At 70.6% G+C, this 22,196-nt stretch carries 18 protein-coding genes; 10 read left to right on the top strand and 8 right to left on the bottom strand.

The features are described 5' to 3' along the window. Positions 1-49 precede the first annotated feature (49 nt). A complete protein-coding gene (locus HHX35_RS39635) occupies positions 50-1,114 on the top strand; it encodes an alkene reductase (protein ID WP_182903732.1) in 1,065 nt (354 codons plus the stop codon). Positions 1,115-1,171: 57 nt separating this feature from the next. After that, positions 1,172-1,825 carry a class I SAM-dependent methyltransferase gene (locus HHX35_RS39630; RefSeq protein ID WP_182903731.1) on the top strand — a complete coding sequence of 218 codons (654 nt, stop codon included), beginning with the start codon at positions 1,172-1,174 and terminating at the stop codon, positions 1,823-1,825. On the opposite strand, the gene HHX35_RS39625 is transcribed toward HHX35_RS39630, so the two are convergent. Together HHX35_RS39625 and HHX35_RS39620 are read right to left on the bottom strand one after the other, a co-directional pair. Next, the gene (locus tag HHX35_RS39625; protein WP_182903730.1) at positions 1,778-2,611 is read right to left on the bottom strand and encodes an AraC family transcriptional regulator; all 834 of its coding nucleotides are present in this window, start codon (positions 2,609-2,611) and stop codon (positions 1,778-1,780) included. The two genes, HHX35_RS39630 and HHX35_RS39625, sit on opposite strands and share 48 nt — an antisense overlap. 21 nt (positions 2,612-2,632) lie before the next feature. Next, a complete protein-coding gene (locus tag HHX35_RS39620; RefSeq protein WP_182903729.1) occupies positions 2,633-3,607 on the bottom strand; it encodes a helix-turn-helix domain-containing protein in 975 nt (324 codons plus the stop codon). Between the two features lie 142 nt (positions 3,608-3,749). On the opposite strand from HHX35_RS39620, the gene HHX35_RS39615 reads away from it, so the two are divergent. Next, on the top strand, positions 3,750-4,544 hold the full coding sequence (locus HHX35_RS39615) for an MBL fold metallo-hydrolase (protein ID WP_182903728.1): 795 nt from the start codon (positions 3,750-3,752) through the stop codon (positions 4,542-4,544). 24 nt (positions 4,545-4,568) lie between these two features. Here HHX35_RS39615 and HHX35_RS39610 read toward each other — a convergent pair whose 3' ends face one another. Both HHX35_RS39610 and HHX35_RS39605 read right to left on the bottom strand, forming a co-directional pair. Then, positions 4,569-5,213: a response regulator transcription factor gene (locus HHX35_RS39610; protein WP_182903727.1), complete on the bottom strand. Its 645-nt coding sequence runs from the start codon at positions 5,211-5,213 to the stop codon at positions 4,569-4,571. A gap of 156 nt (positions 5,214-5,369) precedes the next feature. Beyond that, positions 5,370-5,987, bottom strand: coding sequence for a DedA family protein (locus HHX35_RS39605; RefSeq protein ID WP_139578894.1), 618 nt, complete (start codon positions 5,985-5,987; stop codon positions 5,370-5,372). Positions 5,988-6,506: 519 nt separating this feature from the next. On the opposite strand from HHX35_RS39605, the gene HHX35_RS39600 reads away from it, so the two are divergent. Continuing rightward, positions 6,507-7,628, top strand: a complete 1,122-nt coding sequence (locus HHX35_RS39600) for a hypothetical protein (RefSeq protein ID WP_182903726.1) — start codon at positions 6,507-6,509, stop codon at positions 7,626-7,628. Positions 7,629-7,791: 163 nt separating this feature from the next. Then, positions 7,792-9,102, top strand: a complete 1,311-nt coding sequence (locus tag HHX35_RS39595) for an MATE family efflux transporter (RefSeq protein ID WP_182903725.1) — start codon at positions 7,792-7,794, stop codon at positions 9,100-9,102. A gap of 36 nt (positions 9,103-9,138) precedes the next feature. On the opposite strand, the gene HHX35_RS39590 is transcribed toward HHX35_RS39595, so the two are convergent. Beyond that, on the bottom strand, positions 9,139-9,768 hold the full coding sequence (locus tag HHX35_RS39590; protein ID WP_139578889.1) for a TetR/AcrR family transcriptional regulator: 630 nt from the start codon (positions 9,766-9,768) through the stop codon (positions 9,139-9,141). 74 nt (positions 9,769-9,842) lie between these two features. Between HHX35_RS39590 and HHX35_RS39585 the strand changes: the two genes are divergently transcribed. The 5 genes from HHX35_RS39585 to HHX35_RS39565 are packed head-to-tail and all read left to right on the top strand — an operon-like array spanning position 9,843 to position 17,588. Next, positions 9,843-11,192: an MFS transporter gene (locus tag HHX35_RS39585; protein ID WP_182903724.1), complete on the top strand. Its 1,350-nt coding sequence runs from the start codon at positions 9,843-9,845 to the stop codon at positions 11,190-11,192. Next, complete coding sequence (locus tag HHX35_RS39580; protein ID WP_182903723.1) at positions 11,182-12,870, top strand: glycoside hydrolase family 13 protein; 1,689 nt, start codon at positions 11,182-11,184, stop codon at positions 12,868-12,870. The genes HHX35_RS39585 and HHX35_RS39580 overlap by 11 nt, the downstream gene beginning before the upstream one ends. Further along, the gene (locus HHX35_RS39575; RefSeq protein ID WP_220506418.1) at positions 12,867-14,906 is read left to right on the top strand and encodes an alpha-galactosidase; all 2,040 of its coding nucleotides are present in this window, start codon (positions 12,867-12,869) and stop codon (positions 14,904-14,906) included. The genes HHX35_RS39580 and HHX35_RS39575 overlap by 4 nt, the downstream gene beginning before the upstream one ends. Beyond that, positions 14,896-16,608: a glycoside hydrolase family 2 protein gene (locus tag HHX35_RS39570; protein WP_182903721.1), complete on the top strand. Its 1,713-nt coding sequence runs from the start codon at positions 14,896-14,898 to the stop codon at positions 16,606-16,608. Before HHX35_RS39575 ends, HHX35_RS39570 begins: the two co-directional genes overlap by 11 nt. Beyond that, a complete protein-coding gene (locus HHX35_RS39565; protein ID WP_182903720.1) occupies positions 16,605-17,588 on the top strand; it encodes a DUF2804 domain-containing protein in 984 nt (327 codons plus the stop codon). The genes HHX35_RS39570 and HHX35_RS39565 overlap by 4 nt, the downstream gene beginning before the upstream one ends. 285 nt (positions 17,589-17,873) lie before the next feature. Here the strand turns inward: HHX35_RS39565 and HHX35_RS39560 are convergent, their stop codons facing one another. The 3 genes from HHX35_RS39560 to HHX35_RS39550 form a co-directional block, all read right to left on the bottom strand. Further along, positions 17,874-18,191 carry a hypothetical protein gene (locus tag HHX35_RS39560; RefSeq protein ID WP_182903719.1) on the bottom strand — a complete coding sequence of 106 codons (318 nt, stop codon included), beginning with the start codon at positions 18,189-18,191 and terminating at the stop codon, positions 17,874-17,876. Between the two features lie 196 nt (positions 18,192-18,387). Beyond that, positions 18,388-19,929 (bottom strand): extracellular solute-binding protein, encoded by a 1,542-nt coding sequence (locus tag HHX35_RS39555; RefSeq protein WP_182903718.1) that lies wholly within the window; start codon positions 19,927-19,929, stop codon positions 18,388-18,390. Beyond that, positions 19,929-21,947 carry a hypothetical protein gene (locus HHX35_RS39550; RefSeq protein ID WP_182903717.1) on the bottom strand — a complete coding sequence of 673 codons (2,019 nt, stop codon included), beginning with the start codon at positions 21,945-21,947 and terminating at the stop codon, positions 19,929-19,931. The genes HHX35_RS39555 and HHX35_RS39550 overlap by 1 nt, the downstream gene beginning before the upstream one ends. Between the last annotated feature and the right edge of the window lie 249 nt (positions 21,948-22,196).

Below are 22,196 nucleotides of genomic sequence, written 5' to 3'. Positions count from 1 at the left end.
CCCGCGCCACACCGTGCTCGGCAAACCAACCGATGACGAGGAAACAGCTATGACCAGCGCATTCGACCCGATCACCGTCGGCGGCACGCAACTCGCGAACCGGATAGCCATGGCACCGATGACCCGCAGCCGCGCCTACGGCGGGCTGGTGACGGAACTGACGGCGGAGTACTACGCTCAGCGCGCCTCCGCCGGACTGATCATCACGGAGGGCATCCAGCCGTCGGTGACGGGTCAGGGGTATCCGTTCACGCCCGGCCTGCACTCCGCCGAGCAGGTCGCCGCCTGGCGCAAGGTGACCGACGCGGTGCATGCCGAGGGCGGAAAGATCTTCGCTCAGCTGTTGCACACCGGCCGGATCGGCCACCCCGTCCTGCTGCCCGACGGCCTGATCCCGGTGGCGCCGTCGCCGGTCGCCGCGCGGGGCCAGGTGTTCACTCCCGACGGCGTGAAGGACTTCGTCCTCCCACGCGAACTGGAGGCCGCCGAGATCGAGCAGACCATCGCCGACTTCGCGAGCGCCGCGCGCAACGCCATCGAAGCGGGCTTCGACGGGGTGGAACTGCACGGCGCCAACGGCTACCTGATCCACCAGTTCCTCGCCCCCAACACCAACCGGCGCACCGACGGCTGGGGCGGGTCGGCCTCGGGCCGCGTCCGGTTCGCCGTGGAGGTGGTCTCCGCGGTCGTCTCCGCGATCGGCGGTGCCCGCACCGGCCTGCGCCTGTCGCCCGGAACGACCAACAACGACATCCACGAACCCGACCCGCACCCCGTCTACGAGGCGCTCGTACAGCGGACAGCCGCCCTGGGCCTGGCGTATCTGCACGTCATGGAGGCCGGGCACCGGGAACTGACGCACGCCATGCGACGGCGGTTCCCCGGCGCCTTCATCCTCAACCCCCACACCGGCGCCCGCCCGACCGGTCCTGAGGAACTCGCACTGATCGACGACGGGACCGCCGACCTGATCGCCTTCGGGCGGCTCTTCCTCGCCAACCCCGACCTGCCCCGGCGCCTGGCGACCGGCTCCCCTCTCAACGCCGCGGACCCGGCCACCTTCTACGGCGGCGACGCGGCCGGCTACACCGATTATCCGGCTCTGCCCGCCTGACCGAGGGTGAGCGGTTCGTTCAAGACCGCACGGTCTCCCGATGCGAGTCTGCTGGGCATGACCGAACGAGCTTTCACTCCGGCGCTGGGCCGCTTCGCGTCCACGCGTTTCTACGACCCCGTCATCACGCTGACCCGGGAGCGGCTGTGGCGGGCGCTGACCGTCATGCACGTCGCGCCGCGCCCGGAGGATGTGATCGTCGACGTGGGATGCGGCACCGGGTCCACGGCGCTGTTGCTGAACCGCACCGAGCCGCGGGCGCGGGTGGTGGCGATAGACCCGGATCAGGGGGTGCTGGCTCTCGCCCGGCGCAAGGCCGATGCCGTCGGCGCGACGGTGCGGTGGGAGACCGGCATGGGCGACGCGCTGCCGGAGATCGTGGGCGCCGGCGCGGCGGACACGGTGGTGTCCACCTTGGTGCTGCACCAGTGCCCGATGGCGACGAAGCGGGCAGTACTCTCCTCGATGCGCGCGGTGCTGCGGCCCGGCGGCAAGCTCGTCGTCGCCGATTACGGGTTGCAGCGCACGCGGATGATGCGGCTGGGGTTCCGGATGGTGCAGTTCGCCGACGGCATCGAGGACACCCGCCCGAACGCCGAGGGTGTGCTGCCGGAGCTGATGGCCGAGGCCGGTTTCGGCGAGGTGCGGGAGGCCGAGGTGGTGTCAACGGTCACCGGTTCGATCTCGGTCTACGTCGCCTTCCGCGAGTGACGGGCGGAGCACCGGCAGCACGGCCGCCGGGGTCAGCCCCATCATCTCCCGCATCCATCGCGTCAGATGCGCCTGGTCGGCGAAGCCGCTCACGGCCGCCGCCTCCGCCAGCGACCGCCCCGCCCGCAGCGCGTCCACCGTCCGGCGCAGCTGGCCCCACACGCGCCAGCGCGTCAGCGGCATGCCCAACTGGCTGCGGGCCAGGCCGCGCAGCCGTTGGGGGGACATGTCCACCCGCGCGGCCAGATCCGGCATCGAGACCGGCCCGTCCGCCAGCGCGTCCATCGCCGCGAGCAGCCGGGGGTCGAGCTCACCGGACGGCCGCGCGCCGGCGAGGCGGACATCCTCCTCGCTGAGCTCGCGCAGTTCGGGAGCCGCGCTGATCCCGGAGCCCCAGCGCCCGGAGACACAGCGCCCGGAGACGCAGCGCTCGCGCAACCGGTCGGCGAAGGCGCACTGCGGTTCCACGAAGAAGACACGCAGGTCCGTCGTCGCCAGCATCCGATGCCGCACCATGGGCGGCACCACAAGCGCCACGGCGCGGTGACAGACGCCGGAGGCGTCCACCATGGCGGCTTCACCCGCGACGGCGACGACGATCTGGAAAGCGGCGTGGCGGTGAAAGCCGCTGTCCCACGACGGCCCTTGATAGAGCGCGTAGCCGTGGCCGACATCGAAACGCGACGTCGTTTCCGTCCGGGCGAGGGCGCCCGCTGCGGGGTTCACGAGACCGCCCTGCACTCGTCCGCCTTCGCGCCTGCCGCCACCGGCTGTGTCGTTCGTCATCGACGGTCGTCCGTCCCCTGATCAGGCGGTGCGGGCGTGGAAGGTGTCGCGGTAGGTCTGCGGAGCGACACCGAGGATGCGGCGGAAGTGAGGGCGCAGGGCGATGCCGTTGGTGAAGCCGACGTTGCGGGCGATGGCGTCGACGCCGAGGTCGGTGGTCTCCAGCAGCCGTTGGGCTCGCATGATCCGTTGAGTGAGCAGCCATTGGAGTGGGGAGGTGCCGGTGAGTTCGCGGAATCGGCGGTCGAAGCTCCGGCGGCTCATCAGGGCGTGTCTGGCCAGGGCGTCGACGTCCAGGCCGGGGTCGTCGAGGTGATGGATGGCGTGGCTGAGGATCTCCCCCAGCGGGTCGTCGGTGTCGGGGTCGGGCAGCGGGCGTTCGATGTACTGCGCCTGGCCGCCGCTGCGTTGCGGAGGCACAACCATGCGGCGGGCGATGGTGTTGGCGACCTGGGCACCGAACCTGCGCCGCACCAGGTGCAGGCAGGCGTCGATGCCGGCGGCGGTCCCGGCCGAGGTGATCAGGTCGCCGTCGTCGACGAACAGCACTGAGGCGTCCACCTGTACGTCGGGGTAGGCGGCGGCGAGGGCGGGTGCGTAAAGCCAGTGGGTGGCCGCGCGGCGGCCGTTCAGCAGCCCGGCGGCGGCGAGCACGAACGCGCCACGGCACAACCCGACGACGGTGGCGCCGTCGGCGTGCGCGTCGCGCAGGGCGGCGAGTGCCGGTTCCGGAGGGCGCTGGGCCGGGCCGCGCCAGCTCGGCACGACGACGGTGGCGGCGTCGGCCAGCGCGTCCAGCCCGTACGGCGCGGTCAGTCGGATCCCGCCCGTGGTGGTGAGCGGGCCGGGGTCACCGCCTACGGCACGCAGGTCGAAGCGGGGGACGCCCATGTCGCTGCGATCGGCGCCGAACACGCTGATCGGGACGCTGGTCTCGAACAGCGGCGCCTGGTCGAACATCAGCACCGCGATGGTCAGCGGGTCACGTCGGCTCATCGCTCCTCCCGGGTTGGCTTGAATCTATCGCACGACGGCTTTCACGCCACTCACTCTCCGGCGGCCGTACGTTCGACGATCGTCCGCAGAGCGCTCCTCACCGCAGCGCACATCTCAGCCCGTCAAGCCGCAAAGGACCGTCATGACCGTCACATCGCAGATCAGCGTCCACGCCTTGGGCGGACCGACCGCGATCCTGGAGATCGGCGGGCTGCGCCTGCTCACCGACCCCACCTTCGACCCTCCCCGCGAGTACGTGACGGGCCCGGGACGGGTCCTGGTCAAGACCGCGCCCACCGCGCTGGCACCCGCGGAAATCGGCCCCGTCGACGCCGTGCTGCTCTCCCACGACCAGCACAGGGACAACCTCGACGTCAGCGGTCGCGACTACCTCGGCCGGGTCCCGCTCGTGCTCACCACCGCGAGCGCGGCCGGCCGGCTGGGCGGTGCCACCCGCGCCGTACCCGTCTGGGAGCACGTGGACCTGCCACGGCCCGGCGGCTCGACGCTGCGCGTCACCCGGGTGCCCGCTCTGCACGGCCCCGAGGGCAGCGAGCCCGTCGTCGGGGAGGTCGCCGGATTCGTGCTGTCCGGCCCCGGAACACCGACCGTGTACGTCAGCGGCGACAACGCCTCGCTCGACCTCGTCCCGCAGATCGCCGAACGGTTCGCCGTCGACGTCGCCATCCTGTTCGCCGGAGCGGCCAAGACCGCTCTCCTCGGCGACGCCTACCTCACCCTCACCAGCGCGCAGACGGCCGAGGCCGCCCGGATCCTCGGCGCGTCGCACGTCGTCCCGCTGCACTTCGACAGCTGGCGCCACTTCACCGAAGGGGCCGACGCACTCGCCAAGGCCTTCGCGCAGGCCGGACTCACCGACCGGCTCACCCTCCTGCACCCGGGCCGGCACACCGTGCTCACGGTCGCCACCACCTGACCGGCAGCGGCGAACCGCGGCGGCTCAGGAGCCGAGGTAGCGCAGGACGGCCAGGACGCGGCGGCTGTACCCGGTCGTGTGCGACAGCGCGAGCTTGTCGAACAGGGCGTTGACGTGCTTTTCCACCGCGCTCTGCGACACGTGCAGGGATTGGGCGATCGAGGCGTTGGTCAGGCCCTGGGCCATGAGCTCCAGCACCTGGCGCTCGCGGGCGGTGAGCTGGGCCAGCGGATCGGCGTGGCTGGTGCGCGCGAGCAACTGACGCACCACCTCCGGGTCGAACGCCGTCCCGCCCGCGCCCACCCGCTCCAGCGCGTCCAGGAAGTCGCCGACCTGGGCCACGCGGTCCTTGAGCAGATAGCCGACCCCGTCGATGCTGCCGCTCATCAGCTCGGTGGCGTACTTCTTCTCGACGTACTGCGACAGCACCAGCACCTTGACCTCCGGCCGGCGCCGCCGGATCTCCAGCGCGGCGCGCAGGCCCTCGTCGGTGTGGGTGGGAGGCATCCGCACGTCGACCACCACCGCGTCGGGGCTGTCGCCGTCCACCGCCTGCAGGAGCGCGTCGGCGTCGCCCACGGCTGCCAGGACGTCGTGGCCTTCCTCCTTGAGCAGCCGCACCAGGCCCTCGCGCAACAGTGCCGAGTCCTCGGCCAGCATCACGCGCACGGCGGCTCCGCCTCGATCACGGTCGGCCCGCCGCCGGTGGCATCGGCTCCGCCCATGCCGTCGTCCTCCACTCGCACGATGCCCATGCTGCCTTCCTGACGTACCTTGATGGTGACCAGGGTGGCCCCGAGAGCCAGGCCGACGGGCCGCGTCCCCCTAACCGCGCACCGCATGCCGCCCCTTGCGCCGCTCACTCAGCCGTACGCCCACGAAGACCAGAACGGCCAGCAGCACCGCCGCGATGACCGCATTGGTGCCCACGTTGACGTACTTCTCCACCAGCGACCAGTTCTCGCCGAGCGTCCAGCCGGCCAGCACGAAGAGGGTGTTCCAGAGCAGGCTCCCGGCCGTGGTCAGGAGCGTGAAGACGCCCAGCGGCATGCGTTCCACGCCGGCGGGAACGGAGATCAGGCTGCGAAAGATCGGGATCATCCGGCCGAAGAACACCGTCTTGCGCCCGTGCTTGAGGAACCACGCCTCGGTCTTGGCGACGTCGGAGACCTTCAGCAGCGGGATCCGGGCGGCCAGGGCCAGCGTGCGCTCGCGGCCGAGCAGCGCGCCCACCCAGTACAGCGCCAGCGCCCCGATCACCGAACCGGCGGTGGTCCACAGCAGCACGGCGAACAGGTCCATCTCTCCCCGGGAGGCGGTGAAACCGGCCAGTGGCAGGATCACCTCGCTGGGGAGGGGCGGGAAGAGGTTCTCCAGCGCGATCGCGATCCCGGCTCCCGGCGCGCCGAGCAGCTCCATCAGGTGAATCAGCCAATCCGTCATGCGCCTGAGACTAGGAATGATCAGGGTGGAGCCACCATGAGGCCGATGGCCGTTCGGGGGTGCGGGAAACCACACCCGCCACGGCCCTGAAGAAGCACCTTCACCAACAACCGTGAAGCGAATGTGCCGGGGGCGGGCCTGTCCGTCCCGGCCTCGGCACGCCGGTGTGCCGTGGTTCGGCGCTCACCTTCCGTTCCGGTGGAACCGCTCCAGTCGTGAGAGAACGCGTCGTTCTCGGGGGCCGTCGTGCCATCCGTCGCGTGGCCGTCTCAGATGACGTCCGAATCTCAAATCGGTTCATCCCCTGCGACCTGCCGAAAGCAGCCGAGCCGCCTCACGGCCGCGGATTCACCCGCATGGATGCGGCGGATATGGGGAAGGTCTCCACAATCCATCGGAAGTGACACGGTTTGGCAACAAATTAGCCGGTCACTTCAGTCGGGTATCGGGGCAAAGCGCTCCGGTACGACCGCCGCCCCGTTCGGCGGAGACCATCGAATCGAACGATACGGAGGAACGGTGAAGCCGACCAACCCCCACCGCCTGGAGAAAGGACGGTTGTCCGGACCGGGCGGGCCGCGCCGGCGCATCTCCCAACCCATGATCCTCGCGACCGCGTTCGTACTGACGGCGTCCGTCGGCGCCGGAGCGACGGCGGCCTCCGCCGCCACCCCCGTCACCCCGCCGGCCGAGACGTCGGATCCTGTCGTGACGGCCACCGTGACGATCACGCCGACGGCCACCCCGGCCGAGACCGTCACCGACTCCCCCACGGCGACTCCCACCACCGAGGTGCCCCTGGTGGGCCCGTTCCTCGGCGCGCTGCACGGCGAGGTGGTCGTGCCGGCCAAGGACGGATGCGGCACCGTCACGGTGTTCACCCAGACCGGACAGGTCGTCGCCGTGGCCGATGACTCGATCACTGTACGCAGCCAGGACGGCTTCGAGCGGTCGTACACGATCGGCGACTCCACGCGGGTGTTCACCTCCCGCCGGGGCGGCGACATCCGGCAGGACGCCTGGATCTCGGTGATCGCGGCCGTCCAGCCCGGCACGCCGATCCCCGCCCCGCCGAGCCCGACTCCGGTTCCGTCCGCCCCGCCGACGGCTCCCGAAACCACACCGACGGCTCCTGAAACCCCACCCACAGCTCCCGAGGCCACGCCGACGCTCTCGGATAGCACGCCGGCCCCCTCCGCGGGCACGCCGGCACCTGCGGAAAGCACCCCCACTCCTCTTCCGAGTGAGACCGCGACGGCTCCCGCAGCTCCCCCTGGCGAGACGAGCTCCGCTCCCCCTGGTCAGACGGGCTCCACTCCCCCGCAGACCGAGGAGACGACGCCCGCCGCCCCTCAGGGGGAGACGGCGGCGGCCGCCTACGTCTTCGACCTCTCGCGGCCGAGCAAGCGTCTGTGGTACTTCAGCAAGAGCTCTCCGTACTCGCTGAAGTGGCACTCGGGGAAGCCCGCCTGGCGCACCCCTGAGCCCTGTCCGACGCCGACGGCCATCCCCACGGAACCGCCGGCCGCGACACCGGACCCGGCCATGTCCCCCACGGAATCCGCTACTCCCACCGAGACCGCGCCACCCACCCCCGAGCCCACGCTCACGGACACGCCGACCCCGACTCCCACGTCCTGATCGACCCTGACGCTGGCCCTCGCCTCCCCGGTGAGGGCCGGCCTGCCACCTTGTTGCGAATTATTTGCAATAGCAAGATGATTGCGTTCCTGTCGCCCGATGGCGCGGCGAGCCGATCCGGCTCGCCGCGACGTCCGGCCGGTCGGCCTGCCTGGAGGAACGCATGGATGAGCACGTGGGCCGGGCCCCGCTGCGTCAGATACTCGCGCTCGCCGTGCCCGCGCTCGGAGTCCTGGCCGCCGAGCCGCTCTACCTGCTCGTCAACACGGCCGTGGTCGGCCATCTCGGCGCGGTGCCGCTCGCGGGGCTGTCGGTCGGCGGGATCGTGCTGGCGCAGATCGCCTCGCAGATGACGTTCCTGTCCTTCGGCACGACCGCCCGCGCGGCCCGGCTGCACGGCGCCGGCCGCCGGGCCGACGCCGTGGCCGAGGGGGTGCAGGCGACCTGGCTCGCCGCGGTCGCAGGGCTGGTGATCACCGTGGCGGGACAGCTGCTCGCCGCGCCGGTCGCCGGCCTGCTCACCGGTGACGGCCGGGTCGCCGCCGCCGCGGTGAGCTGGCTGAGGATCGCCCTGCTCGGCGCTCCGCTGATCCTGGTCACCATGGCCGGGAACGGCTGGATGCGGGGCGTGCAGGACATGCGGCGCCCGCTGCGCTACGTGCTCGCGGGCAACGTGATCTCCGCCGCGCTGTGCCCGGCGCTGGTGTACGGGCTCGGCTGGGGGATCGACGGCTCGGCGGTCGCCAACGTGGCCGGGCAGTTGATCTCCGCGAGCCTGTTCGTGCGGGCGCTGCGGGCCGAGGGCGTGCCGCTCGCTCCGGTTCCGGCCGCGATGCGCGCCCAACTCGGCCTGGCTCGCGACCTGGTGCTGCTCGGCCTGGCCTTCCAGGCGTGCTGGGTGTCGGCGACCGCGGTCGCCGCCCACACCTCCGCCGCCGCGGCCGGCGCCCACCAGGTGGTGTTCCAGCTGTGGATGTTCCTGGCCTTCGTCCTCGACGCGCTGGCCATCGCCGCCCAGGCGCTGGTCGGGGCCGCGCTCGGCGCGGACGACGCGGAACGGGCACGCCGCCTGGCCTGGCAGGTGACCGGCTGCGGGCTGGTCTTCGGGACCCTGCTCGGCGTGCTGTTCGCGGCGCTGGCCGGTCCCCTCCCCCACGTGTTCACCGCCGACGCGACGGTGCTGTCCGAGATGCCCCGCGCCTGGTGGTTCTTCGTCGCGCTGCAGCCGATCGGCGGTGTCGTGTTCACGTTGGACGGAGTGCTGCTCGGCGCCGGGGACGCCGCATACCTGCGTACGGCGACGGCGAGTGGGGCGGTGCTGGGGTTCCTGCCGGTGGTGTGGGCCTCGCTGCGATTCGACTGGGGGCTGGTGGGGATCTGGTCGGGGTTGTCGGCCTTCCTGCTCATTCGAATGATCACCGTGCTGGCCAGGCTGCGGTCCGGCCGCTGGGCGGTGCTCGGCGCCGTACGGTGATCCGAGCCCGGTCTCCCGATCGGCGTGCCAGGGTCGTCAGCCGAGCGAGGACAGGTCGGCGAAGTAGGCCCTCAGGAGCCTGCGCCCCTGCTCGATCATCGCGGGGTCACCCTGCGGCGAGGCCGTGAAGGCGAGCTGGAGTGCGGCCGCCGTGGCCTGGATGGCCAGCCGCATCACGCGGTAGGGATCGGGCAGCGGCGGCAGCCCGGCCTCGTTCAGGGCGAAGTGGTAGAGCCGCTCGGCCAGCACGTCTCCGCCCTCCTTCGCCTCACCGGGGGGCAGGAACGTCGGCCCGCCGGGCCGGGTGTCGGCGAAATCGACCACCGTGTAGCCGGGGACGGTCCTGCGCATCTCGACCGTCTCGGTCAGGACGAGCTCCGCCGCGCGCGGCCAGGTGAGCGCGCCCTCCGCGGCCACCCTGCGGCGCAGCCGCACCAGCAGCAGCTCCAGGTTGCGCAGTGCCAGCTCGCGCAGCATGCCGGGCTTGCCGTCGAAGAACTGGTAGATGGTGCCGCTCGGCACTTCGGCCCGCCTGGCGACGTCGACGATCGTCAGCGCGTCGAGGCCCACCTCGTCGAGGAGGCGGGCACAGGCGTCGAGGATGCGCTCGACCCTGTCGATGCTGCGCTTTTGGACCGGCCGCCGCCGGACGCCGGGGTTGTCCACCGATCTGTCTTAACATAACGCCCTGTCATGTTCTAACGTGGCACCCTCTCATGTTTTGAACCTCAAGGACTCACATGGACGAGGTGCGCGTCACGCCCGTCGAACGGGTGACCACCGGCTGGATGACCCTGCTGGCGCTCGCCCAGATGGGCGTCATCATGGCGATGACCGTCGGCAACCAGATCCTGCTCCCCTCCCATGTGGCGCACATCGACCCCGTGCACAAGGAGGCGTCGCTGGCGACCGTGTTCGCCGTCGGCGCCGTCTGCACGATCATCGCCAACCCGCTGTTCGGCGCCATGTCCGACCGGACCCGTTCCCGGTTCGGCCGGCGCCGCCCCTGGATCGTGGGGGGAGCGCTGGTCTGCGCCGCGTCCCTGGCGTTCCTCGCCTGGCAGGAGTCGCTGGCCGGGCTGGTCGCCGGCTGGGCGGTGGCCCAGCTGGCGTTCACCGCCGCCCTGGCCGCGGCCATCGCCACCGTGCCCGACCAGGTGCCCGTCCGCCAGCGGGGTAAGGTGTCCGCGCTGGCGGGCGTGGGCCAGCTGACGGGGCCGCTGCTGGGCGGGGTCGTGGCGACCGTCCTGCTGACCGGCTCGAAGGCCGGGTTTCTCTCGATGGCGGCCCTGATCCTGCTGCTCGTGCTGCCGTTCGGCCTGTTCACCCGTGAACCCGCGGAAACGCCTTCCGCCGCCACCGCCGCGGCCACCGTCGGAACCACGGCAGAAACCACGGCCGGAACCGCGTCTGGAATCAGCGTGCCCGCCGTCACCGCCGCGGCCACGGCGGGGGCGCCGCCGTTCGACGTGCGGTCCTTCCTGCGCGGTCTGTGGGTGAGCCCGCGAAGGCACCCCGACTTCGCCTGGTCCTGGTCGAGCCGGCTTCTGATCACCCTCACGCTCGCGATGGCGATCGGGTATCTGCAGTACTACCTGCGGGACGCCGTCCACTACGAGCGGCTCTTCCCCGGTTCGACCGTCGAGCAGGGTGTCGTGGTCCTCGTGGCGGTGTTCACGCTGAGCAGCGTCGCGCCGACCCTGCTCGCGGGCTGGCTGTCCGACCGGTACGGCAGCCGCAGGCCCGCGGTCTTCGTCGGCGGCCTCACGATGGCCGCGTCGGGACTGGTGCTGACGATCCTGACGAGCTGGACCGCCGCGATCGCGGCGTCCGTCCTGCTCGGCGCGGGCTACGGCATGTTCGCCGCCGTCGACCAGGCGATGGTCACCCAGTTGCTGCCCGCCGACGCCGACCGGGCCAAGGACCTCGGCATCGTGAGCCTGGCCAACTCCGCGTCCAACACGCTCGGCCCGGTGATCGCCGCACCCCTGGTGACCTCGGCCGGCGGTTACCCGCTCATGTACGGCGTGGCGGCGGGCTTCGCCACGCTCGGGGCCTGTCTGATCTGGAGGATCCGCGGTGTCCGCTGAAGACAAGTCCGTTGAAGACAAGTCCGCTCGGCTTCCGTACGACCAGGGTGCCTGGTGGCGCGACGCGGTGGTCTACCAGGTGTATCCGCGCAGCTTCGCCGACGCGAACGGCGACGGCGAAGGGGACCTGCCCGGCGTGCTGTCCCGCCTCGGCCACCTGGCCGACCTGGGTGTGGACGCGATCTGGCTGAGCCCGTTCTACCCCTCGCCGCTGGCCGACGGCGGCTACGACGTGGCCGACTACTGCGACGTCGATCCCCGGTACGGCACGCTCGCGGACTTCGACGCGCTCGTGGCCGCGGCCGCGGCGAAGAACATCAAGGTGATCGTCGACATCGTCCCCAACCATTGCTCGGCCGAGCATCCGTGGTTCCGTGCCGCGCTGGCCGCCGGTCCCGGCAGTCCCGAGCGCGAGCGGTTCGTCTTCCGCGACGAGCCGAACAACTGGCAGTCCGTCTTCGGCGGCCCGGCCTGGACCCGGGTGCCCGACGGGCAGTGGTACCTGCACTTGTTCGACTCCGGGCAGCCCGACTGGAACTGGCGGCACCCGGACGTGGTCGCCATGTTCGAGCGGGTGCTGCGGTTCTGGCTGGACCGAGGCGTGGCCGGCTTCCGGATCGACGTGGCCAACATGCTGTTCAAACAGGACGGCCTGCCCGACGTCGTCCCGGGGAGCCAGGGCGGCCCGCTCACCCCGGGGCACACATCCATGCCCTACGAACACCAGCCGGAGCTGCTGGACCTCTACCGGTCCTGGCGGAAGATCCTCGACTCCTGTCCCGGCGACCGTGGCGCCGCGCCCGCCTGCACCACGCCCGTCTGCACGGTGGCGGAGATGTGGTTCGGCCATCCCGACCAGGCCAGGCCCTATATGACGGGAGACGGGCTGGCCCAGCTGTTCGGCTTCGGGCTGATGCCCACGCCGTGGTCCGCCGAGGAGTTCCGTACGGTCATCGACGCGTCACACCGGCTCGCGCGCGAGACGGGCGGGTCGATCCCGTGGGTGCTGGGCAACCACGACGTGCCGCGCATGGTGACCAGGTTCGGCGTCGACCAGGACCTGGTCCGCGCGCCGACCCCGGAGGTGCTGCTCGGCCGGATGGACGTCGACGTCGAGCTGGGCACCAGGCGCGCACGCGCGGCGGCGCTGCTGCTGCTCGCCCTGCCCGGCGGGGCCTACATCTACCAAGGGGACGAACTGGGCCTACCGGAACATCTCGCCATTCCGGACGAGGCCCGGCAGGATCCCATGTTCGAGCGGACGCTGCGCACGTTCATCGGCAGGGACGGCTGCCGGGCGCCCCTCCCCTGGTCGGGCACGACTCCGCCGTACGCGTTCGGAGCCGGCGACACCTGGCTGCCGCAGCCGGAGGACTGGGCGGCGCTGACCGTGGCCGCGCAGCACGGCGACCCCGGCTCGACGCTGAACCTCTACCGCGCCGCGCTCGCCATCCGGCGTGACCACCCCGCGCTCGGCGACGGCGACCTGACCTGGCTGGACGCGCCCCCCGGCGTGCTGGCCTTCGCCCGCGACCCCGGCTTCACGCTCATGGTGAACTTCGGCGCCGAGCCGGTGCCGCTCGCCTGGCACCACGACGTGCTGCTCGCCAGCGGGCCGCTCGGCTGTGACTTCGAGCCGGACTTGCTGCCGCCCGACACCGGAGTGTGGCTGTCGTGACCATCGAAGCCGAACCGGGGTTGTGGCTGCTCACCACCCCGTCCAGCGCGTACGCCGTGCGGCTCGGGCCGGACGGCGGGCCGCGCTGCGCGCACTGGGGGCCGCGGATCACGCTCGACCAGGCCCGCGCGCTGCCCGCCGGACCCGAGGAACTGCCCGTCGAGGGCGGCGACCGGTTCGGCGTGGCGGGCCTGCAGGTCAGGTATGGCGACGCCGTACGCGGGGTCGAGTGGCGTCACCTCGGTCACGACATCGAAGGCGACGACGTCGACGGCGGCCACCTGACGATCAGGATGGCCGACCGGCACTACCCGCTGGAGATCGACCTGCACTACCTGGTCAGGCCGGACAGCGACGCCGTCGACCGCTGGACGACCCTGCGCAACACCGGTGACGGACCGATCACGGTCCTGCGCTGCGACTCGGCGGCCTGGGCGGTGCCGCGGCGTGAGGACTACCGGCTTACCCACGTCACCGGTGGCTGGGGCGCGGAGTTCCAGGTCCGGCGTACGGCACTGCCCGTGGCCGAGACCGTGCTGACCAGCAGGCGCGGGCACAGCGGCCACCACGCCAACCCGTGGGTGATGCTCGACGCGGGCGACGCGACCGAGGACCGCGGCGAGGTGTGGAGCGCGGCGCTGGCCTGGAGCGGAAGCTGGCGCATCACCGTCGAACGCGACCACGACGGCCGCGCGGGCTGGAGCGGCGGGTTCGGGCACGAGGGGGTGACCTGGCGGCTCGGACCCGGCGAATCCCTGGAGACGCCCGTGTTCACCGGGGTCTATTCGGCGGAGGGGTTCGGCGGGGCCGGTCACCGGTGGCACGACCACATCCGCCGCCATGTGCTGCCCGCGCCCGGCCGGGTCAGGCCGGTGGTCTACAACTCGTGGGAGGCGACCGGGTTCGACATCTCCCAGGCCCGGCAGATGGAGCTGGCCGAGCTCGCCGCGGGCATCGGCGTGGAGCTGTTCGTGATGGACGACGGCTGGTTCGGCGGGCGTACGGGCGTGTTCGCGGGCCGTACGGGCGAGACGGCCGGTCTGGGTGACTGGTGGCCGAACCCCGACCGGTTCCCCGACGGCCTCACCCCGCTGATCGACCACGTGAAGCGGCTCGGCATGAGGTTCGGCCTGTGGGTGGAGCCGGAGTCGGTCAATCCCGACAGCGAGCTCTACCGCACGCGCCCGGAGTGGGTGCTGCGCCAGCCGAACCGGCACGCGACCGAGGTGCGTGACCAGCTCCTGCTCGACTTCTCCCGGGACGACGTCGCCGGATGGGCGTACGCCCGGCTGGACGAGCTGGTGACCCACAACGACATCGCGTTCCTGAAGTGGGACATGAACCGGCCGATCACCGAGGCCGGCGACGAGGTGTGGGTGGCGTACATCAGGAACGTGTACGCCGTGATCGACCGGCTGCGGGCCGCCCACCCACACCTGACGATCGAGGGCTGCGCGAGCGGCGGGGGCCGCGCCGACCTCGGGATGCTCGCCCGCACCGAGCAGATCTGGACCTCGGACAACACCGACGCCGCCCAGCGGATCGCGATCCAGCACGGCTACGGCCAGGTCTACCCGGCCTGCACGATGGGCGCCTGGGTGACCGACAGCCCCAACGCGCTCACCGGCAGGGTGACGCCGCTCGCCTTCCGCTTCCACGTCGCCATGTCCGGGGCGCTCGGCATCGGCGGCGACCTGCACCGTTGGGACCCGGCCGACCTGGAGCAGGCGAAGCTCCTCGTCGAGCAGTACAAGCGGATCCGCCCGGTCGTCCACGAGGGCCGGATGGACCGCCTCGGCGACTGGGCCGTGCAGTACACCCTCGATCCGCACGTCGTGGTGCTCTCCTGGCGGCCGACCACGCTGGTCCGCGTGACGGCCCCCGTACGGCTGAAGGGCCTGGATCCGGACGGCCGCTACCGCGACGAGGACACCGGGGAGACGCACCACGGCGCGCTGCTGATGAGCCACGGGCTGCCCCGGCCGTGGCCGTTCGACGCCACCAGCGAACTGAAGAGGCTCACCCGTGCCGGATAACCCGCTCCCGGAGTACCCCCGGCCCCAGCTCGTCCGCGACAGCTACCTCAACCTCAACGGCCGGTGGGAGTACGCGATCAGGGACTACGCCCCCGAGACGTACGACGGCGAGATCCTCGTGCCGTACTCGCCTGAGGCGCCGCTGTCCGGGGTGAACCGGCAGCTGCTTCCCGGGGAGACCCTCTGGTATCGGCGCTGGTTCGACCGCCCGGACGACTTCGCCGACGGCCGGGTGATCCTGCACTTCGGCGCGGTCGACCAGACCTGCCGGGTGTGGGTCAACGACGACGAGGTCGGCGGGCACGAGGGCGGCTATCTGCCGTTCTCGTTCGACGTCACGGACGCGCTCCACGACAGCGGCAACGTCCTCGTCGTGGCCGTCCGGGACGACACCGGGAACGGCTCGCGGGGCAAGCAGCGGCTGCGGCGGGGCGGCATCTGGTACACCGCGCAGTCGGGCATCTGGCAGACGGTCTGGGCCGAGTGCGTGCCCGAGGTCCACGTCGAACGGCTCACGCTGACCCCGCTGCTCGACGACTCGTGCGTGGAGGTGACGGTCCACGCGTCCGGCGGGGAGGCCGGGAAGCCTGGGGAGGCCGGGGAGGCGGACGTCGAGATCTCGGCCGGAGACGGGACGGTCGCGCGGGTCACGGTGCCGGCCGGGCGGCCCGTGCGCGTCCCCCTGCCCGAGGTGCGCGCCTGGAGCCCCGAAGATCCTCATCTGTACGACGTCACCGTGTCGCTCGGCGCGGACCGCGTGCGGAGCTACTTCGGCATGCGCTCCTTCTCCGTCGGGCCCGACGCCGACGGCATCCCCCGGTTGCTGCTGAACGGCCGGCCCTACTTCCACGCCGGGGTGCTCGACCAGGGCTACTGGCCGGACGGCCTCTACACGCCGCCGTCGGACGAGGCGATGATCCACGACATCGCCACCATGAAAGGGCTCGGCTTCACGATGCTGCGCAAGCACATCAAGATCGAGCCGCTGCGCTGGTATCACCACTGCGACCGGCTCGGCATCCTCGTCTGGCAGGACATGGTCAACGGCGGCGAGCCGTACCGTCCGTGGGTCATCACCACGCCGGCGTTCCTGCCCGTCGTCCGGCTGGACGACCGCCGCCACCGCCGGTTCGGCCGGGCCGGCGCGGCGGGCCGTACGGCGTTCGAGGCCGAGACGCGCGCCACGGTCGAGCACCTGCGCAACGTGGTGAGCCTGGCGGTGTGGGTGCCGTTCAACGAGGGCTGGGGCCAGTTCGACGCAGCGCGGATCGCCGCGGAGCTCGCCCGGCTCGACCCCACGCGTACGGTCGACCACGCCAGCGGCTGGCACGACCAGCGCGCGGGCGACCTGCGCAGCCTGCACGTCTACTTCCGCCGGTTCCGCCCGCCGCGGCCCGACGGCCGGGTGCTCGTGTTGTCCGAATACGGCGGGTACAGCCTGCGGGTCGAGGGCCACGTCTGGGGTGACAAGGAGTTCGGCTACCGGCGGTACCGTTCGGCGGACGCGCTCGGTGAGGCGTTCGCCCGGCTGCACGAGGAGCAGATCATCCCGGCCGTCGCGCGCGGCCTGAGCGCGACCGTCTACACCCAGGTGTCCGACGTCGAGGACGAGATCAACGGCCTGCTCACCTACGACAGGGCGGTGCTCAAGCTCCCCGAGGACCTCGTACGCTCGATCACGGAAAGGCTCAGGTTCGCATGACCACGCACGAGCGGGAGATCACCGAGCCGGTCGACCTGTGCCTGCCGGACGGGTGGCTCAACCCCGGCGCGGTGGGCTGGACCCGCCGTCCTCTGCACCGGGGCAACCTACGCGGCTGGGGCCGGCGCAAGCGCTGGGAATACTGGGGGATCGTCACCCCCCGCCACATCATCGGGCTGGTCGCGTCGTCGCTGGACTACGCCGCGGTGAACGGCGTGTACGTGCTCGACCGGGACACCCGCGTGGAGACCGCCAGGGACGTCGTGGTGCCGCTGGCCCGCGGCGCCGTCTTCCCCGACCGCAGCGGCGCCGGGACGGCGTCCGTACGGGGCGGCGGTGTGACGATCGACATCGAGCAGAGTGCTTCCGGCAGCGCGATCCGGGCCGTGGCGGCCGGCGTCGAGCTCGATGTGGAGGTGCCGCTGCCGGAGGGCCACGAGTCGCTCGGCGTGGTGGTGCCCTGGGGGCCGAACCGGTTCCAGTACACGGTGAAGGACGTCGGCCGTCCGGTGCGCGGGCGCCTGCGGCTGGCATCGGCCGAGTTCACCATTGACGAAGCGGAATCGTTCGCCGTGCTCGACCACGGCCGCGGGAAGTGGCCGTATTCGATCACATGGAACTGGGCGGCGGGCAGCGGGCCCGGCCGGGCGATCCAGCTCGGCGGCAAGTGGACCGACGGCACCGGTTCGACGGAGAACGCCCTGTTCGTCGGGGGCCGCCTGCACAAGATCGGCGACGAGCTGGAGTGGTCGTACGACCGCGCCGACTGGCTGCGCCCGTGGCGGATCACCGGCCCGCGGGTGGAGGTGGAGTTCCACCCGTTCCACGAGAAGGCGGCCCGCACCGAGCTCGGCCTGGTGGGCAACGAGACGCACCAGTGCTTCGGCCACTTCTCCGGACGGGCCAGGGCCGACGACGGCGCCTGGGTGGACCTCGACGGCCTCACCGGCTGGGCCGAGGAGGCCCGCAACCGCTGGTGATCCTCGCGGTCCGCCGGGCCGGGGACGGCCTTCGTGCCCCTCCACGGCACTTCGCGTACGCGTAGTCGTGGAGGGGCGGACGAACAGATCCCGGTCGACCGCGATCGGCACCATTCATGAGTGGGAAGCCTGGGCTCCGGCGGTTCGGTCGCCGGAGCCCTTGTCCCTGCTCTGCGGAACGAACGCTTCCGAGCGTGCGAGCGCTCGTGCCCCGAGCATCTCTCACATCGGCCGACGCCACGTTGCTCATGGACATCGTCATTCCGCAGGCGTCAGACCGGCCTTCTAACCGAAACAGCCAAACGATCCGGGGAACGCGTTGGAGCAGTGGCCCGCGACGCAGACGTCCCAGAGGATGTCGTCGAGGTCCGAGCGGGAGCAGTCGTTCTGGAAGCAGTCGTTCAGGAAGGGTCCGTTCTGGAAGGAGGTGTTTTCGAAGGTGTTGTTGAACCCGTTGTCGAGCTCGTTGGTACACGGGTTGGTACAACCCCAGCCAGTTGGGGCCGTCGAGGCGCTCGCGGCTGTGGCGCCCGCGGCGAGGGCACCACCGCCGAGCGCGGTGGAAAGCGCGAGTCCGGCGATGACCTTCTTGAGCTTGGGCATTTCGTCCCCCTCTAAAGGATCAACTGCCTAATATGTGCGCCATTCCTAAATGAAGAGGAATGTCGCCTAATGACCGTTAAGTGGTCATTGCCCCGCGACGTCATTGTTTCCCGACAGAACGGGCGATAAACAGCGATCTACGGTGTTTAATGCCTATTGTCTCATTAAGAGCATTCATAGAGCACTTGTGTCGCCTTTATCCCCTAATGTCCGATTTCGGCTCGGCCTGCGTTGGAGGGTGACAGGGGTCGTCCGACCGTAGCCTGCCGTTCAGAGCGTCCCTGAGCGCGTCGGAGAAGTAGCGGAAGTCGGGAGCCACGCCGGACGTGGTCGTCGCCACGGGAAGCAGGCATGACCGGAACACCTGGCTGAACGTGGCGTAGTAGGCGGACATGGGACGCGGCCTCGCGTGGTCCACCGCCTGGTGAACCTCGCCGGCGAACCTCGCGAGTTGCTCACCCGTGATCTCGGTGTCCCGCTCGGCGGGGCGGGCCCCACCGTCCGCAGGGTCGGGCGCGAGATCTCCGCACGTTCGCGCGGTGCCCGATCTCTCGTACCGCTCGTACAGCGCCGCGACCACCGGCGGATAGCCGGCGCAGGCGAACAGTCTCTCCTGGACGTCCTCGGAGACCAGGTAGTAGATGAGGTCCCTGGCCTCCTCCTTGTGCGGCGAGTCCTTGGCGATGGCGAGGTCGACGCCTCCCAGCACCCCGGTCCCCGGGAACGAGAGCACCTGGAATCTCAGGGATCCGTCGTCGTCGCGCATCAGCGGGTCGGCGGCCAGCCGGTTGAAGGCGAACGGCCAGTTGCGCATGTAGCCCACGCGGCCCGTACGGAAGGCCTGGAGGCTGCTCTCCTCCCGAAGCACGCTCTCGTCCCGCAGCGTGCGCTTGTCGTCCTTGACCGTGAACAGGGCCTCGCGCCAGGCACCGAGCGCGTCCATCACCCTCTTGCCGTTGTCCCCCTCGTCGAGGACGACGTTTCCCTTGTCGTCGAAGACGACGGGGCCGTGCGGGGTCTCCTTGTCCTTAGCCTCCTGGTCCTGGGCTGAGAAGATCGCTTCGAGCAGGTTGACGGTGCCGCCCTCGTAATCGTCGAACTGCGCCGCATAGCCGTGCTCCTTGGCCAGTTCGAGGAACTTCTTCGTGTCCTGAGGCGGCGGAGCCGGTGTGTCGGTTCGCCGGTACAGGAGCGGAGCGTCGGCGGCGAACGGCACCGCGAACCGCTCTCCGTCGACCTGACCGGTCCCCAGCGACTTCCGCAGGAAGTATCGCTCCGGGGTGCCGCCCAGCTTCTTGGGGTCCAGCTCGAACGTCTCGAGATAGTGGTTCCTGGCGAACTCGGTCATGTAGGCGACGTCGAGGAGGAGCACGTCATAGGCACATCGCTTCGACTGCGCCGCGGCGGCCAGTTCAGAACGCTGCTCGTCGGAGGACTCGGAGATCTCGACCAGCGTCGCCTTCAGCGGTTTCTTCTTCAGCTTGCGCTGCTCGTCGTTCCACGCCTTGATCACGTCGTGGCGTACGCCGCCCGCACCGATTTCCGCCCCCGTCCCTATGACCAGGTCGTCCGGGCGGCCGGGGCAGGCGTTCTGCGAGGGCGAGGACCCTGAGTGCTGGCTCACCCCGATCACGAACACCGCGCCCGCCAGGAAGCAGGCCGCGGCGAGCCTGAGGTGGAACCTCGTGAAGCGTTCGTACCAGCGGTTCCAGAACGCTCCGAGGGGCCCCGCCGCCATCACGACCACACCCTGAACTGGAAGATCATCCGTCCGAGCGCTCCGGCGACATCCGTACCGGCCGTGTCGTCGCACACGACGTGTTTGGCGGCCGGCTCGAGTGAGCCGGGCGGCCCGTCGGACGGCGACGCGGACGCCGACGGCCGCACCGCACGAGGGGCCTCAAGACCGTCAGGGCACTTCCCCCCGAAGGTGAGGATGTAGAGGTTCGATACGTCCGCGGCTCTTTCCAGTGCGCGCCTGATGGACCGTCCGGCGTTCCCGGGGTCGGGTTCGTCGTTGAAGGGGCCCCCGTCGGTGATGACGGCGAGCGAGTTCGCCGGGCTCCTCAATCCGCTGATCACTGTGGAGATCGGCTCGTCGAAACCCGACTGCTTGTCGGCCGCGATCCATTGGAGGATCTCGCCATACCCCCTCGGGCCTTCTCCGCCGCCCGCATCGCCCTCCCGCGCCATGGGCGCCTTCGCGGTCCCGCTGTCGTCGGCGAAGAACTTGCCCGCCGAGACCTGGTCGGTGTCGGTGAGGATCTGCCTGACCTCGGCCAGGGCGTCGTGCAGGTCGGAGGCGGACGCGGTGGGAGACCGTGCCATTGATCCGGATCCGTCGATCATCATCTGGAGATCCACCCGGTGACCCGGCCTGGCGGCGTCCGCGGATATCCGGGCCGGCGACGACGGCTGTGGTCCCTCCCCGGCGGGCTCGAACAGTTTGTTGTGCGCGAGCCACGTGGCGAAGGCGTCGAGCGCCTCCCGGCGAGCCGGATCCTCCGACCAGTTGATCTCCACGAACGGATAGTCGAGCGTGGGCAGGTCCACGGAGGAGACCGCGGTCAGTGCCGCTCTTCCCGCGAGCGGATTGTGCGCGCACGCCTCAATGCCCATGTCGCTGCCGCGGTTGTACTCGTCGGCGCTGTGCGACGGAACCAACGCCACCAGCTTCGCCCAGTCCTCGCCCGTCCTCTTCTGGTCGGCGCCTCTCAGATGGCACAGCAAGGCGTTGGCGCTGTTGTCGAAGGTCGCGTGTAGTGCGGTGTCGCCGGACTGCGGTCCGGCCCGGCTCAGGGTCGTGGCCACGATCGCACCGGACGTGGAGAACGCGGGCTGTGGGTAGACGAGCGACATGTCCTTGCTCCGGGCCCGCCGCACGATCTCGGCAAGCGGGTAACCCGCGCTCTCCAGCTCGCTGGTGAGGAGATCGTTCTTCGCGGCGCCGAACACCGCGATCGACATGCGGTCCGTCCCCACCTGCTCGTTCCTCTTGCGCAGGAGGGAATGCAGGCTGCCCGTTTTCTCCGGCACGGCCCCGTTTTTCGTCTTCTCACCACTCTTCTCCGACACGTCCTGAACGACGAGATCGAACTCCGCGGAACCGGTGGGAATCCATGCGTCGGGAGTCAGGCCGAGCATCCGGCGATAGGGCTCGTCATTTTGCAGCGCGTCGTCCCGGAGCCACTCATTGCGGAAGCCGTAGCGCATTTCCTCGATCGTCGGCGCGACGCCAACCGCTATCCGAACCGGTGCGCACCCGTCTGTCCGCTGCTCCTTCGTATAAGCCTCGGCCCTTTCACGCAGCGCCGTCACGTTCTCGAGAGCGGTGATGACACGCAACTCTCGCGGGGGCTCGCACGCGCCGGACGGCGCGACCACCCTGACGACCACCAACCCCACCAGGCCGGTGAACGCCCCCAGGCACGCGGCGATGTAGCCGACCGCGAGGGGCACCAGCATCCGGCCCGCCCAGCTGCGAAGTCCCTGGGGCCACTGGATCCGGCGGAAAGGCCACAGGACCACTCCGGCGACGGCCGCCGCCCATCGGCCGGACGTCCTGACCTTGCCCCGCCACAACGGGTAGCAGCAGATGCTCACGAGCGCCCCGACAGACGCGGGAACGGTGATGAGCGGAGTGACCGGCGCCTGCTCGATGAGACTCTGCAGCCTGTTGGAGAAGGGCGTCGCCACCGCTGTCGCCACCAGCGTCGCCACAGAAGTGACCGCCGCGGTCAGCGCCGTGGTGACCAATCCGGATCGGCTGTTGGAGTGCTGCTCCTGTTTGTTTCGGCTTTTTCCGTGTATATCCGGACTTTCTCCTGAAGATCGATCCGGGCTTTCTCCTGGTGAGGGCACGGGGGCGGACATGAGGAAGAGCCTGTTCGACGGGCTGGATGATCCGGCCGACGCCGGATCACGAAAGATCGACCCCTATTGTGCGCGGCGCTGTCAGGAAATGTAACCCCTTTCTTACAAACAGCCACCGCACCGCCGCTCAGC

The organism is Microbispora sp. H10830 (genome assembly GCF_014161375.1).
GTDB lineage: Bacteria > Actinomycetota > Actinomycetes > Streptosporangiales > Streptosporangiaceae > Microbispora > Microbispora catharanthi.
This window is presented reverse-complemented; position numbering and strand designations above follow the sequence as displayed.

Coding starts and splice junctions, on each gene's coding strand:
- HHX35_RS39630 (WP_182903731.1), top strand. CDS start 1,172: ATGACCGAACGAGCTTTCACTCCGGCGCTGGGCCGCTTCGCGTCCACG.
- HHX35_RS39560 (WP_182903719.1), bottom strand. CDS start 18,191: ATGCCCAAGCTCAAGAAGGTCATCGCCGGACTCGCGCTTTCCACCGCG.
- HHX35_RS39605 (WP_139578894.1), bottom strand. CDS start 5,987: ATGACGGATTGGCTGATTCACCTGATGGAGCTGCTCGGCGCGCCGGGA.
- HHX35_RS39625 (WP_182903730.1), bottom strand. CDS start 2,611: ATGACGAACGACACAGCCGGTGGCGGCAGGCGCGAAGGCGGACGAGTG.
- HHX35_RS39615 (WP_182903728.1), top strand. CDS start 3,750: ATGACCGTCACATCGCAGATCAGCGTCCACGCCTTGGGCGGACCGACC.
- HHX35_RS39635 (WP_182903732.1), top strand. CDS start 50: ATGACCAGCGCATTCGACCCGATCACCGTCGGCGGCACGCAACTCGCG.
- HHX35_RS39555 (WP_182903718.1), bottom strand. CDS start 19,929: ATGGCGGCGGGGCCCCTCGGAGCGTTCTGGAACCGCTGGTACGAACGC.
- HHX35_RS39595 (WP_182903725.1), top strand. CDS start 7,792: ATGGATGAGCACGTGGGCCGGGCCCCGCTGCGTCAGATACTCGCGCTC.
- HHX35_RS39620 (WP_182903729.1), bottom strand. CDS start 3,607: ATGAGCCGACGTGACCCGCTGACCATCGCGGTGCTGATGTTCGACCAG.
- HHX35_RS39565 (WP_182903720.1), top strand. CDS start 16,605: ATGACCACGCACGAGCGGGAGATCACCGAGCCGGTCGACCTGTGCCTG.
- HHX35_RS39585 (WP_182903724.1), top strand. CDS start 9,843: ATGGACGAGGTGCGCGTCACGCCCGTCGAACGGGTGACCACCGGCTGG.